12 protein-coding genes are annotated in these 13,330 nt (G+C 48.1%); all 12 read left to right on the forward strand.

Annotated elements, in window-relative coordinates; all coding sequences use genetic code 11:
• Positions 1-15 precede the first annotated feature (15 nt).
• From nuoE to serB, 12 genes are read left to right on the forward strand one after another with little or no spacing between them, the layout of a single operon-like run.
• Entirely contained in the window at positions 16-507 is a 492-nt protein-coding gene (gene nuoE / locus GGR41_RS00095) for an NADH-quinone oxidoreductase subunit NuoE (RefSeq protein WP_077733700.1), read from the forward strand.
• Positions 504-1,868, forward strand: a complete 1,365-nt coding sequence (gene nuoF, locus GGR41_RS00100; protein WP_167660126.1) for an NADH-quinone oxidoreductase subunit NuoF — start codon at positions 504-506, stop codon at positions 1,866-1,868. The genes nuoE and nuoF overlap by 4 nt, the downstream gene beginning before the upstream one ends.
• A 14-nt stretch (positions 1,869-1,882) precedes the next feature.
• Positions 1,883-4,210 (forward strand): NADH-quinone oxidoreductase subunit NuoG, encoded by a 2,328-nt coding sequence (gene nuoG / locus GGR41_RS00105; RefSeq protein ID WP_167660127.1) that lies wholly within the window; start codon positions 1,883-1,885, stop codon positions 4,208-4,210.
• Complete coding sequence (nuoH, locus tag GGR41_RS00110; protein WP_167660128.1) at positions 4,210-5,283, forward strand: NADH-quinone oxidoreductase subunit NuoH; 1,074 nt, start codon at positions 4,210-4,212, stop codon at positions 5,281-5,283. The genes nuoG and nuoH overlap by 1 nt, the downstream gene beginning before the upstream one ends.
• A 16-nt stretch (positions 5,284-5,299) precedes the next feature.
• A complete protein-coding gene (gene nuoI, locus GGR41_RS00115; RefSeq protein ID WP_077733696.1) occupies positions 5,300-5,788 on the forward strand; it encodes an NADH-quinone oxidoreductase subunit NuoI in 489 nt (162 codons plus the stop codon).
• 18 nt (positions 5,789-5,806) lie between these two features.
• A complete protein-coding gene (locus GGR41_RS00120) occupies positions 5,807-6,421 on the forward strand; it encodes an NADH-quinone oxidoreductase subunit J (RefSeq protein WP_077733695.1) in 615 nt (204 codons plus the stop codon).
• A gap of 2 nt (positions 6,422-6,423) precedes the next feature.
• Positions 6,424-6,732, forward strand: a complete 309-nt coding sequence (gene nuoK / locus GGR41_RS00125) for an NADH-quinone oxidoreductase subunit NuoK (protein ID WP_167660739.1) — start codon at positions 6,424-6,426, stop codon at positions 6,730-6,732.
• A gap of 16 nt (positions 6,733-6,748) precedes the next feature.
• Positions 6,749-8,752 carry an NADH-quinone oxidoreductase subunit L gene (gene nuoL / locus GGR41_RS00130; RefSeq protein ID WP_167660129.1) on the forward strand — a complete coding sequence of 668 codons (2,004 nt, stop codon included), beginning with the start codon at positions 6,749-6,751 and terminating at the stop codon, positions 8,750-8,752.
• Positions 8,749-10,251: an NADH-quinone oxidoreductase subunit M gene (locus GGR41_RS00135; protein ID WP_188372596.1), complete on the forward strand. Its 1,503-nt coding sequence runs from the start codon at positions 8,749-8,751 to the stop codon at positions 10,249-10,251. Before nuoL ends, GGR41_RS00135 begins: the two co-directional genes overlap by 4 nt.
• A gap of 9 nt (positions 10,252-10,260) precedes the next feature.
• A complete protein-coding gene (nuoN, locus tag GGR41_RS00140) occupies positions 10,261-11,805 on the forward strand; it encodes an NADH-quinone oxidoreductase subunit NuoN (protein ID WP_167660741.1) in 1,545 nt (514 codons plus the stop codon).
• Positions 11,806-11,817: 12 nt separating this feature from the next.
• Positions 11,818-12,360 carry a DUF2818 family protein gene (locus GGR41_RS00145; protein ID WP_077733693.1) on the forward strand — a complete coding sequence of 181 codons (543 nt, stop codon included), beginning with the start codon at positions 11,818-11,820 and terminating at the stop codon, positions 12,358-12,360.
• Between the two features lie 56 nt (positions 12,361-12,416).
• The gene (gene serB, locus GGR41_RS00150; protein WP_167660130.1) at positions 12,417-13,262 is read left to right on the forward strand and encodes a phosphoserine phosphatase SerB; all 846 of its coding nucleotides are present in this window, start codon (positions 12,417-12,419) and stop codon (positions 13,260-13,262) included.
• Positions 13,263-13,330 lie beyond the last annotated feature (68 nt).

The raw sequence follows: 13,330 nt of genomic DNA on the forward strand, positions 1-13,330 counted from the left end.
TAACGGAATCGAATTATGCTGCTTTCCGAAAAAGCCTATCAACACATTGATAGGGAATTAGCGAAATTCCCAACCGAGCAAAAACGCTCGGCTATTATGGCTGCGTTAACCATTGCCCAAGAAGAAAAGGGCTGGCTCTCTAACGAGCTCATAGAAGACGTAGCGAACTATCTTGGTTTGCCTCCTATTATGGTGCAAGAGGTGGCTACGTTTTATGATATGTATCATCTACAGCCCGTAGGAAAATACACCATTTCTGTCTGTACGAATCTACCTTGTGCTTTGCGCAATGGGGTGAAGTCAGGTCAGTACCTCCAAGACAAATTAGGCATTGGCTACGGTGAAACCACTGAAGATGGCCTCTTTACCCTCGAAGAGTGTGAGTGCATGGGCTCGTGTGGTGATTCTCCTGTCATGCTGGTGAATAATCACTTCATGTGCGTACGCATGGAGCCAGAGCGTATTGATACCATGTTAGACACCCTGAAAAACGGAGAGTCGGCATGAACTTAGATGTATTAAATCGGTTAGCCGAAGGCCTAAATCCCAATCCAGGCAATGATTTGACAACCAGCATGATTTTTCATGGTCGACATATCAATCCACAGATCTTGGCAGATTTAGATGGCACCAACTGGGATCTAGACGGGTACGTGCAACGCGGAGGCTACGAAGCCTTACGCCGTATTTTGACTACTGGCTTAACGCCTGATGATGTGATTGCTGAAATCAAAACGTCGGCTTTGCGTGGTCGTGGTGGTGCGGGTTTCCCTAGCGGTCTGAAGTGGAGCTTTATGCCTCGCACGATGCCTGGGCAAAAATACCTAGTCTGTAACTCAGACGAGGGCGAGCCAGGCACCTTTAAAGATCGCGATATTTTACGTTTTAACCCTCATTCTGTGATTGAGGGCATGGCCATTGCTGCATATGCTATGGGTATTACCGTAGGGTATAACTACATACACGGCGAAATTTTTGAGGTCTACAAGCGTTTTGAAGACGCTCTAGACCAAGCGCGTGCGGCAGGTTATTTAGGCGATAATATCTTAGGCTCAGGCTTTAATTTCCAGCTTCATGCTTTTCATGGGTATGGTGCCTATATTTGTGGCGAGGAAACAGCCTTACTCGAGTCGCTCGAAGGTAAAAAAGGGCAGCCCCGCTTTAAACCGCCTTTCCCTGCCAGTTTTGGTTTGTATGGCAAACCAACCACCATTAACAACACTGAAACCTTTGCTGCGGTGCCTTGGATTATGCGTAATAGCGGCCAGGAATACCTCGAGGTGGGTGTACCTAATGCGGGCGGAACCAAAATCTTTTCAATCTCTGGCGATGTCGAATTACCCGGCAACTACGAGATTCCTATGGGCACCCCCTTCTCTACGCTTTTAGAGCTAGCAGGTGGTGTACGTGGTGGTCGCAAGCTCAAAGCAGTCATCCCTGGGGGCTCAAGTGCGCCAGTGGTTCCTGCTGACATTATGATGCAAACCAATATGGACTATGACTCCATTGCTAAAGCCGGCTCAATGTTAGGCTCTGGCGCCGTCATTGTCATGGACGAAACCCGTTGCATGGTGAAGTCCTTACTACGCTTGTCCTACTTTTATTATCACGAAAGTTGCGGCCAGTGTACGCCGTGTCGTGAAGGCACAGGTTGGCTCTGGCGTATGGTTCATCGTATCGAGAACGGCCAAGGTCGCCCCGAAGACTTAGCTATGCTTGACGAGATCGCAGGCAACATCATGGGACGCACCATTTGTGCGTTAGGTGATGCAGCAGCCTTGCCGGTACGTAGTTTTGTTAAGCATTTCCGCGACGAGTTCGCACACCACATCGAGCACAAAAGCTGTGTGGTGCCCCAATATTTGTAGGCTCAGGAAAACAAATGGTAGAACTCACCATCGATGGCATTAAACTGGAAGCTCCTGAAGGCAGCATGGTTATCCAAGCTGCGCACGAAGCAGGCGTTTATGTGCCGCACTTCTGTTATCACAAAAAGCTCAGCATTGCGGCAAACTGCCGTATGTGCTTGGTTGACGTAGAGAAAGCTCCCAAGCCTTTGCCGGCCTGCGCAACGCCGGTAACCAATGGCATGATTGTGCACACACGCTCTGAAAAGGCCATTGCCGCACAAAAAGATGTCATGGAGTTTTTGCTTATTAACCATCCCTTAGATTGCCCTGTATGTGATCAAGGTGGCGAATGTCAATTACAAGACTTAGCTGTTGGCTATGGTGGCTCCACTTCTCGTTATAAAGAAGAAAAACGTGTTGTGTCCGCCAAGTCCATGGGGCCACTCATTTCCACTGAAGCCATGCAGCGCTGTATTCAATGTACACGTTGCGTTCGTACTGGCGAAGAAATAGCAGGTATCCAAGAGGTCGGCATGGTTAACCGCGGCGAACATGCGGAAATCACCACGTTTGTAGGCCGAGCAGTCGAGTCCGAGTTGTCTGGAAACATGATTGATGTCTGTCCAGTCGGTGCCTTGCTCTCCAAGCCTTTTCACTTTAAAGCACGCTCTTGGGAACTAGGACGTCGACGCACTATTAGCCCACATGATAGCTTAGGCGCCAATCTGGTCGTCCATACCAAGCGTGATCACGTGTTGCGTGTGGTGCCTTTTGAAAATGAGGCCGTTAACGAGTGCTGGATTAGCGACAAAGATCGCTTTGCCTATGCAGGCCTTTACCAAGACCGTCTAGAGCACCCCATGATTCGTGAAAACGATGGCTCTTGGCGCGAAGCTTCTTGGAACGACGCGTTGCAAATGATTGTGCATGGCGTGAAAGCCATCCAAGAAAAGTTTGGCAATGATCAAATCGGTGCTATAGGCTCAGCGACTTCTACAACGGAAGAGCTTGCCCTGTTAGCACGTTTGACTCGGGCATTAGGTTCTGAAAACGTTGACTTCCGCTTACGTCAAACCGATGCACGCTTTGACCAAGCCTTAACCGGTGTACCTTGGTTGGGCATGCCATTAACCGAGCTTAATCAACTTGACCGCGTCATTGTGATTGGTTCGTTCTTACGCAAAGATCATCCTTTAATGGCGCAGCGTTTACGCCAAGCTGTTAAGCAAGGCGCACAGGTGTCATTTATTGACTCTGCTGCCGATGACCCGCTGTTTACTCAGGTTGCTGGGCGCATGACCGTGGCACCAAGCCAAATAGCGAATGCAGTGGCCGAGGTCTCAGTGGCTCTAGCGCAGCTACGTAACCAAACGCCTTCAGATTCTTATCAAGGGCTTGAGGCCTCAGAGCAAGCTCAAACCATTGCCCAAAGCGTAGCTTCGGGTGAACGCGTTGCTGTGTTCTTAGGTAATATGGCGGTGGCCTCTGATCAGGCCAGTGTCATCATGGCCAATGCCGCAGCCTTAGCCAAAGCCACCAATGCCAAATTGGGCTTCTTAACAGCTGGTGGTAATACGGTTGGGGGATACTTGGCTGGAGCCACCCCGCAAAATGGTGGCCTAACGGCAGAGCAAATGTTGGCACAGTCATTACGTGCTTATTTTGTATTAAATGTAGAGCCAAGCCTAGACAGCGATTTAGGTGAACGAGCAGTAGAGACGCTAAAAGGTGCAACCTTGGCCGTGGCTTTGACGCCGTATAGATCGGCGGCTCAAGACTGGGCGGATGTGATGCTACCCATTGCTCCCTTTACAGAAACGTCTGGCACGTTCGTTAATGCCGAAGGGCGCGCCCAAAGCTTCAAGGGCGTTGCCGCACCAGTTGCCGATTCCCGTCCTGCATGGAAGGTGTTACGGGTCTTAGGTAATTTGTTTGCGCTTGATGGCTTTGAGGAAGAAACTTCAGAAACAGTACGCGACACGGTCCTTAGCTCGAATATCTTAAGTCGTCTCAGCAATGATATTGCCGCAGCTCCTGCGGTACTGCCAGCTGCCACGACGCTAGAGCGCGTAACGGAAGTGCCAATTTATCGTACAGATAGCATTGCCCGTCGTTCCGAGCCTCTACAGCAAACGCCCGCTAGTGCATTGCCTACTGCGCGTATGGCTGCCGCCACATTAGCTGATTTGCAGCTAGTCGACGGCGACAAGGTTCGTGTTCGTTCTGCTCAAGGCGAGGTGCAGTTGTTTGTTCAGCTTGACGCTTCAGTAGCAACGGGTTGCGTACGTATAGCGGCTGCTTTTGCTGAAACGGCTGCGTTGGGCAGCGCCTTTGGTCAATTGACAGTGGAGCGCGTGTAATGGAGTTGCTGGCTACTATTCAAAGTTTTGGCGAGGGTCTTTTAGGCCCCACCCTGTGGTACGGCGTTTGGACTTTAATCAAAATTGTTTGTATTGCCTTGCCTATTATTCTTTGTGTTGCCTACTTAACGTATTGGGAACGCAAAATGATTGGCTTCATGCACGTTCGCAAGGGCCCAAACCGCGTTGGTTATCGTGGTTTGTTACAGCCATTTGCGGATGTGTTCAAACTGCTAACCAAAGAAGTCATTATTCCTAGCAAAGCAAACCGCATTTTGTTTTTGTTGGCACCCGTAGTGACATTAATGCCTGCATTAGCTGCTTGGGCTGTTATACCGTTCGGACCCGAATTGGTGTTAGCCGATGTGAACGCAGGGCTACTTTATGTCTTAGCGATTAGCTCATTAGGCGTATATGGGGTGGTGGTGGCTGGTTGGGCCTCTAACTCTAAATATGCCTTATTAGGTGGGCTACGAGCAGCGGCTCAGGTTTTGTCTTACGAGCTGGCGATTGGCTTTGTATTGGTTACTGTTTTATTGGTGTCCGGTACGCTCAATCTCAGTGGCATCGTACAAGGTCAAGATGCGGGGATGTTTGCAGATAGAGGCATGAACTTCTTGTCGTGGAATTGGCTGCCTTTATTACCTTTATTTGTCATTTACGTGGTCTCCGCCGTGGCAGAAACAAACCGTCACCCCTTTGATGTGGTGGAAGGGGAATCTGAGATTGTGGCGGGTCCAATGGTTGAATACTCAGGCATGGGTTTTGCCTTATTCTTCTTGGGCGAATACGCCAACATGATCATGCTGTCTGCGTTGGCTTCAATCATGTTCTTAGGCGGCTGGTTACCCCCCTTGGACTTTGCGCCATTTACTTGGGTACCCGGTTGGTTATGGTTAGGATTAAAAACCTTTGTAGTGGTGTCCATGTTTGTATGGTTCCGCGCTACTTTCCCACGCTATCGCTATGACCAGATCATGCGCTTAGGTTGGAAGGTTTTCATTCCCTTGACGGGTGTATGGCTAGTTGTGGTGGCGATTTGGATGCAAACGCCATGGAACATCTGGAACTAAGGCACAGGGGTAAATTATGGAAGCAATTAAGGATTTTTTTGGCAGTTTAATGCTGTCGGAAATGCTGAAGGGGATGCGCCTGACTGGACGGTACTTTTTCCGTCGTAAAGTCACACTGCATTACCCCTATGAAAAAACGCCGGCCTCACCACGTTTTCGTGGCTTGCATGCTCTGCGTCGTTATGAAAACGGTGAAGAGCGTTGTATTGCATGTAAATTGTGCGAAGCCGTCTGTCCAGCATTAGCTATTTCTATCGAGTCACACGAGCGCGAAGACGGCACACGCCGTACTACTCGTTATGACATTGACTTAGCTAAGTGCATTTTCTGTGGTTTCTGTGAGGAAAGTTGTCCTGTGGATTCTATTGTAGAAACACATATTCACGAATATCACGGGGAAAAGCGTGGTGATTTGTATTACACCAAAGACATGCTTTTAGCGATTGGTGATCGTTACGAGTCAGAAATCGCCGAGCGTCGCAATGCTGACGCCAAGTATCGCTAGGGCAGAGGGACAGACTTTATGTTTACTACTATTCTGTTTTATGTCTTAGCCCTTATTTTAGTGGTTGCGGCATTTCGTGTGGTTATGGCTCCAAGCCCGGTGGCAGCGGCGCTTAACCTTATTCTGGCTTTTTTCACCGCCGCTATGCTGTGGATGACCTTAGGTGCCGAGTTTCTTTCTTTGCTCCTTGTGGTGGTGTATGTGGGCGCGGTGATGGTGATGTTCTTATTCGTCATCATGCTCTTAGACACGCGCATGCCGTCCTTACGTAGTGGCTTAAAAGCTTACTTACCGTTAGGGGCTACCGTTGCCATTATTATGATTTTAGAAATGGCGTTTGTTTTAACTCGTGCCTGGATGGATGCGGGTGCACCGGCTCAAATGCCCGACGACTACAACAATACCTTAGCGGTCGGAACCGCGATGTATACCGACTATATTTTAGCTGTAGAGGTAGGGGGTATTGTGCTGTTGGTGGGCATGATTTCAGCCATTGCGCTGACCTTGCGTAAACGTGTAGACGTTAAACGCACGGTGCCATCTGATCAGGTTCGTGTTAAGGCGTCAGATCGCCTGCGCATCGTCAAGATGGAAGCCACTCAATCGACTTCGGTCCAAGCGGGAGACAAATAATGATGACCGTGGGATTAACGCATTATTTGGTGCTTAGCGCCATTTTGTTCACCATAGGCTTATTTGGCTTCTTTTTAAACCGTCGCAACTTGATCATTTTGTTGATGTCGGTCGAGCTGATTTTGCTTTCTGCCAATATGAACTTCATCGCTTTTTCCTCTTGGTTTGGGGATACGGCGGGTCAGGTCTTTGTTTTCTTCGTATTAACGGTGGCGGCAGCAGAGGCCGCTATTGGTTTGGCTATTCTGGTCTTGCTGTTCCGTAACCTGAATACGATTAACGTAGAAAAACTAGATCACCTGAAGGGTTGATGGGGTAGCACATACAATGAACTCACCAAGTCTATATCTAATCATTGCGTTAGCTCCCCTTGTTGGGGCGCTGATTGCAGGTCTTTTTGGCACGGGCTTCTTAGGCCGTTTCGTGTGCAAAAAAGGCGCACATATTATTACTATCCTTGGGGTAGTGGTGTCCTTCGTTGGTTCCGTCATGGTGCTTAAACAGACCTTAGGCGGTTTAACCTTCGATGGCCCGGTCTATACCTGGGCAACCATTGGCGATGCCACATGGCAAATTGGTTTCTTAATTGATAACTTAACTGCGCTCATGATGGTTGTTGTTACCTCTGTGTCCTTGATGGTGCATATCTACACCATCGGCTACATGGCAGACGATCCGGGGTATCAGCGTTTCTTTTCTTACATTTCGCTTTTTACCTTCTCCATGCTGATGCTGGTCATGTCAAACAACATGTTACAGCTCTTCTTCGGATGGGAAGCCGTCGGTTTAGTGTCGTACTTGCTGATTGGCTTTTGGTTTAAAAAGGAAACGGCCATTTTTGCCAATATGAAAGCCTTCTTGGTTAACCGAGTCGGTGACTTTGGCTTTGCGCTAGGAATTGGTTTGCTGTATGCCTATACCGGCACCATGCACTACGGTGAAATCTTTGCTCAAATCGAGCAACTAGCTCAATTAACGTTCCCTGGCACCACTTGGCAGTTATTAACGGTAGCCAGTATTGCTTTGTTTATTGGGGCAATGGGTAAATCTGCACAAGTACCTTTGCATTCGTGGTTACCCGATTCCATGGAAGGTCCTACTCCTATCTCTGCCTTGATTCACGCGGCTACGATGGTGACAGCGGGGATCTTCATGGTGGCGCGTTTCTCTCCTGTATTCGAGCAATCCACCACCGCATTGTCATTTATTTTGGTGATCGGTTCGATTGGTGCGCTGTTTCTGGGTATTTTGGGCATTATTCAAAACGACATCAAACGCGTGGTGGCGTATTCCACTTTGTCCCAGCTAGGTTACATGACCGTAGCGCTAGGGGCATCGGCGTACTCAGTTGCCATTTTCCACTTAATGACTCATGCCTTCTTTAAAGCGTTGCTGTTTTTAGGTGCAGGTTCAGTCATTATTGGTATGCATCACAACCAAGATATCCGAGCAATGGGGGGCTTACGCAAGTACATGCCCATCACTTGGCTGACTTTCCTAATTGGTACAGCTGCTTTAGTAGGTACGCCATTTTTCTCTGGGTTTTATTCCAAAGAGCACATTATTGAAGCTGCCGCTGCCGCGTCTGCTGCAGGGGTATGGGGTGCGACGTTTGCTGAGTATGCCACCTTAATCGGCGTCTTTGTGACATCGCTGTATTCATTCCGTGTTTACTTCTTGGTATTCCATGGCAAAGAAAACTTCCGTAACCCAAGCCCTGAAGCCTTAGGTGAACACGAGGCCTTGCATGGCGAGCCTAAGGAATCCCCGTGGGTGGTCACTCTGCCATTAGTTTTATTGGCTATACCGTCTGTGATGGCAGGTATTTGGTTTATTGACCCGCTCTTATTTGGAAACTTCTTTGACGGCATTATTGCTGTCAGCCCGGACAAGACCGTTATGGCAACCCTGAAAGACGGTTGGCATGGGTGGATGGCGTATGCGTTACATGGTTTTGTGACGGTACCTTTCTGGCTCATGATTGCAGGTCTAGTTGTTGCCTGGTATTTCTACTTGGTGAACCCAAGTATTCCAGCTGCTATTAAGCGTAATTGTTCAGGCATTTACCGTATCCTCGAAAACAAATATTACGTGGACTGGGTTAATGAGCAGGTCATAGCACGCGGTGTACGTTGTTTAGGAACCGGCTTGTGGAAAGGCGGGGACATGGGCTTAATTGATGGCCTAGTTGTCAACGGCAGTGCTCGTGTTGTGGGCTGGATTGCCGCGGTATCCCGTCGTTTACAGACGGGCTACATCTACCACTACGCCTTCGCCATGATTCTTGGCATTATGGCGCTCTTAACCTTTTTCGTGTTGACGGTTCAATAATGGCTAGCGATATGGCGTCTTCTACTTTCCCTTGGTTAACGCTAACTATCTTTACGCCTATCGTGGCAGGGCTCTTAGTCCTTGCCCTAGGGCGTGATGATCGAGCCAACTTTACGCGTACCCTCGCGTTAATAGGCTCCGTAATTGCGTTTTTAATGACTTTACCGCTGATAACGGGCTTTGATCCGACCACAGCGGACATGCAGTTTGTGGAGTTTGCTCCATGGATTAACACGTTCTCGGTGAATTACCATTTAGGTATTGACGGGATTTCTTTGTGGTTTATTCCCTTAACGGCCTTTATTACTATCATTGTGGTGTTAGCGGGTTGGGAAGTAATTAAAGAGCGTGTCCCCCAGTACATGGGCGCCTTTTTAATTCTTTCTGGCTTAATGATAGGGGTGTTTGCTGCATTAGATGGCTTGCTGTTCTACATCTTCTTCGAGGCGACTCTTATCCCGATGTATATCATTATTGGGGTATGGGGTGGACCGCGTCGTGTGTATGCATCAGTTAAGTTTTTCCTCTATACGCTTTTAGGTTCTCTGCTGACTCTGATTGCCTTTATTTACCTCTGGCATAGTGCCGGAGGCAGCTTTGATATCCTCACTTGGCACAAATTACCATTAGGTATGAATGCACAAATACTGGTGTTCTTGGCAATGCTAATGGCTTTTGCGGTCAAGGTGCCTATGTGGCCAGTACACACGTGGTTGCCTGATGCTCACGTCGAGGCGCCTACAGGCGGTTCAGTGGTGTTAGCTGCCATTATGCTGAAGCTTGGGGCGTATGGGTTTTTACGTTTTTCTTTACCCATTGCTCCCGATGCATCACAAAGCTTGTCCGGTTTGATGATTACCTTGTCTTTAGTTGGGGTGGTGTATATCGGTCTAGTTGCCATCGTCCAAAAAGACATGAAAAAGCTCGTGGCGTATTCCTCTGTGGCGCACATGGGGTTTGTGACACTTGGCTTCTTTATTTTCAATAAAACGGGAATGGAAGGTGCCATCATGCAAATGATTTCGCACGGTTTTGTTTCCGCTGCCATGTTCTTGTGTATTGGCGTGTTGTACGACCGCTTGCACTCACGAGAAATTGCCGACTACGGTGGGGTAGTTAACGTAATGCCGCGCTTTGTGACGTTCTTTGTACTGTTCTCTATGGCAAATAGTGGTTTGCCTGGTACAAGCGGTTTCATTGGCGAATTTACCGTCATTATGGGCGCCGTAGAATACAACTTCTGGATTGGTTTATTAACAGCGACCGCGTTAATTACCGGTGCTTCGTATTCCCTTTGGATGCTCAAGCGTGTAGCTTACGGTCCTGTCACGAACCCTGCAGTGGGCGCGATGAATGACCTAAGTGGTCGTGAGTTTTTTGTGTTGGGTGTAATGGCAATTGCAGTGTTGGGCATGGGTATTTATCCGGCGCCATTTACTGAAGTCATGCACACCTCCGTCGATGCTCTGCTGCAGCATGTGTCTGTATCGAAACTGTAGACCTGGAACATTATGCAAAATTCATTTGATATCGCTCTGGCTTTGCCTGAGATCCTGCTTCTGATCCTTGCTGCAGGTGTATTGGTTTTTGATTCTTTCTCTAAGTCAGAAGCTAGACATAGTACCTTTGCGTTTAGCCAATTTAGTCTGATTGTGGTGGGGTTAGCTGTTGCTTGGCAATGGTATAACGATTTGTACGGCGTCACCTTTAGTGGTCTGTACGTAGTCGACGCCATGTCTCATTTTCTAAAATTATTGTCGTGTATCGCCGTAGGGGTTACTTTGCTGTACGGCCGGCAGTATGCAGAAAATCGTCAGATGGTAGAACGCGGCGGCGAGTTGTATTCGTTGACTATGTTGGCATTACTAGGGCAATTGCTCATGATCTCGGCTGGCAACTTAATCATGGTGTTCTTAGGTGTAGAACTCATGTCATTTGCCTTGTACGCCTTGGTTGCGATTCGACGCGAGCACACCCAATCCGTTGAAGCCGCCATGAAATACTTTATCCTAGGCGCATTGTCCTCTGGGGTTCTGTTGTATGGTATGTCGATGATTTATGGTGCCACAGGGCATTTAGATCTCGAGCAAATTGCCGCTGTGATTAACGCGGGTGAGGCAGGCCGTCTTGCTTTAGTTTTTGGTGTGGTGTTTGTGGTGTCTGGCTTGGCGTTTAAATTAACCGCAGCCCCTTTCCACATGTGGACACCCGACGTGTATCAAGGCGCACCCACTACCGTGACGCTCATCATTGCCGCCGCGCCAAAGTTAGCCGCTGTCGCCATCACCTTGCGTTTACTTACAGAGGCACTGCACGGTATTGCGCTAGACTGGCAGCCCATGCTGTTGTTGCTTGCTGTACTGTCTTTGGCAGTAGGGAACTTTACGGCGCTAGTGCAGACTAACTTTAAACGTATGTTGGCCTATTCCACCATTTCTCATATGGGCTTTATCTTCCTAGGGTTAATGGCAGGGGTATCCGCAGAGGTTGGCGCAGCAGAAGGTTTAGCGGGTTTAATTCGCCAGCTGATCGGTGCTGATGTGGCCATGGCGCATTTTGCCTATGGTTCCGCTCTGTTTTATGCCGTTATTTATGTGCTTACTACGCTAGCGACTTTTGGTATTATTTTGGTGCTTAGCCGTAAAGGCTTTGAATGCGAGGAAATTGCTGACCTAAAAGGTCTTAACGCCCGTCATCCTTTTCTCGCTTTGCTGTTGCTGTTAGCTATGTTCTCGTTGGCTGGTATTCCTCCTATGGCGGGCTTTTATGCCAAGCTTAGTATTCTTCAAGCTGTAGTAGGGGTCGGACACATTGGTATAGCCGTTTTAGCCGTGTTGCTGTCTTTAGTAGGGGCCTTTTACTACATTCGTGTTGTAAAAGCTGCTTATTTTGACCAACCAGAAAACGATCAGCTTGATCAGCCTTTGCAAATTGGTGTGGTAGCTAAAACGGTATTAGCTATTAACGGTTTGCTAATACTGGTGTTAGGCATTTTACCAAGCGGCCTCATGGAGACCAGCATGCGTGTTATTCAGGAATCTCTACGCTTTTAAATTAGGTTAGTCATGAGTCAAAATGTTGCTATTTGGGTATTAATACTGGTGTCGTTAATCGGTGCTAATTTACCGTTTTATATACAACGTCCCCTGTTATTTTTGCCCTGGCAACAAACAGGCGAGGTCGCACGTCCTGCGGTGTTGCGTTGGTTTACTTTTCTGGCCTACACCGCGTGTTTGCTAGCTGTCGGTTGGTTTATGCACCGTACTTTAAGTCAAACGCTTTTTGTGAGTCCATTGCATTTGCTTTTAATTAGTACGGTGTGTGTGGTGATCGCTATCGTCATGTTTGCTATTCCCGCGTTATTACAACGTACACAACCGATAGAAAAGTCCTTTTTCGCGCGTTTACTTGAGTTCACAGCTCTGTATGCATTTGTGGGCTTGTTAGGGGTAGGTTTTGAATCCAGTTTAGGCAGTGTGTTTCCCCAGCGGTGGGAGTTTTATGTCATCACTTACTGCTTATTTATTATTCTGGCTTACCCTGGTTTTGTGCTGCGCTACTTGCTGAAACGCAGACGCGTTTTAGTGACGCAACCAAAAACCGCGTAGTTGTTATTTCTTTTATAATGACCCCTCTATTCCGAGGGGTCTTTTTATTGCTATCTATGTCTAATTTAATTTTACAAGCACCATCGTTAGATGCGTCTGCTATTGAAAAAATTGCCGCCATTGTGGGGGCAGACGGTGTTCAAGAGCTAGGGCCAACGGTAGTACGTCTGTTGGGGGCTGACCCAAGCACACAAGCAGAAATCAAACCCATTTGTGAGCAGGCTAAATTGGATTTTGCTTTTATCGAGCCAATTCACTATTTACGTGACGTTAAACTCTTAGCGATGGATATGGACTCCACGTTAATTACCATTGAGTGCATTGACGAGATTGCTGCTGCCGTGGGGCGCAAAGCCGAGGTCGCCGCCATTACTGAAGCTGCTATGCGTGGAGAAATCACAGACTTTGCGGAAAGCTTAACGCGTCGTGTTGCATTACTCGAGGGGGTGCCCGAAGCTGCCTTGCAGCAGGTGTACGATCAACGCTTGCAGTTAAATGTAGGGGCTAAGCAGTTGGTGCAGACCGCTACAGAAAACGGTATCCGAACCTTGCTGGTTTCAGGGGGCTTTACTTTTTTCACCGAGCGCTTAAAACAACAATTGGGTATTGATGAGGCCTACTCCAACACACTAGAGATCAAAAACGGTAAATTAACAGGCCGAGTCGAAGGGGCAATTGTGGGGGCCCAAACTAAGGCGGATCACGTGGCGCGCTTAGCTACCGAGTTGGGTGCGACCAAAGAACAAATCGTAGCGGTGGGTGACGGTGCAAATGATTTACCTATGTTGGCGCAGGCCCATTACTCAGTGGCTTACCGTGCTAAACCCGTGGTTCAAGCACAGGCTAATTACGCGTTAAATTATTCAGCTTTAGACAGTATTTGGAATTGGTTTAGGTTTTAGCTGTTTTATTTGGCCATAAAAAAGACCCCAAAAAGTTAGAGGGATGTCCAACTGCTTGGGGTGAGTTC

The sequence above is a fragment of the Paenalcaligenes hominis genome (genome assembly GCF_011927625.1).
Classification (GTDB): domain Bacteria; phylum Pseudomonadota; class Gammaproteobacteria; order Burkholderiales; family Burkholderiaceae_B; genus Paenalcaligenes; species Paenalcaligenes hominis.

What these genes read in the sequence shown, in the direction of transcription:
- nuoE (WP_077733700.1), top strand. Translation starts at nt 16, where the DNA reads ATGCTGCTTTCCGAAAAAGCCTATCAACACATTGATAGGGAATTAGCG.
- nuoF (WP_167660126.1), top strand. Translation starts at nt 504, where the DNA reads ATGAACTTAGATGTATTAAATCGGTTAGCCGAAGGCCTAAATCCCAAT.
- nuoG (WP_167660127.1), top strand. Translation starts at nt 1,883, where the DNA reads ATGGTAGAACTCACCATCGATGGCATTAAACTGGAAGCTCCTGAAGGC.
- nuoH (WP_167660128.1), top strand. Translation starts at nt 4,210, where the DNA reads ATGGAGTTGCTGGCTACTATTCAAAGTTTTGGCGAGGGTCTTTTAGGC.
- nuoI (WP_077733696.1), top strand. Translation starts at nt 5,300, where the DNA reads ATGGAAGCAATTAAGGATTTTTTTGGCAGTTTAATGCTGTCGGAAATG.
- GGR41_RS00120 (WP_077733695.1), top strand. Translation starts at nt 5,807, where the DNA reads ATGTTTACTACTATTCTGTTTTATGTCTTAGCCCTTATTTTAGTGGTT.
- nuoK (WP_167660739.1), top strand. Translation starts at nt 6,424, where the DNA reads ATGACCGTGGGATTAACGCATTATTTGGTGCTTAGCGCCATTTTGTTC.
- nuoL (WP_167660129.1), top strand. Translation starts at nt 6,749, where the DNA reads ATGAACTCACCAAGTCTATATCTAATCATTGCGTTAGCTCCCCTTGTT.
- GGR41_RS00145 (WP_077733693.1), top strand. Translation starts at nt 11,818, where the DNA reads ATGAGTCAAAATGTTGCTATTTGGGTATTAATACTGGTGTCGTTAATC.
- serB (WP_167660130.1), top strand. Translation starts at nt 12,417, where the DNA reads ATGTCTAATTTAATTTTACAAGCACCATCGTTAGATGCGTCTGCTATT.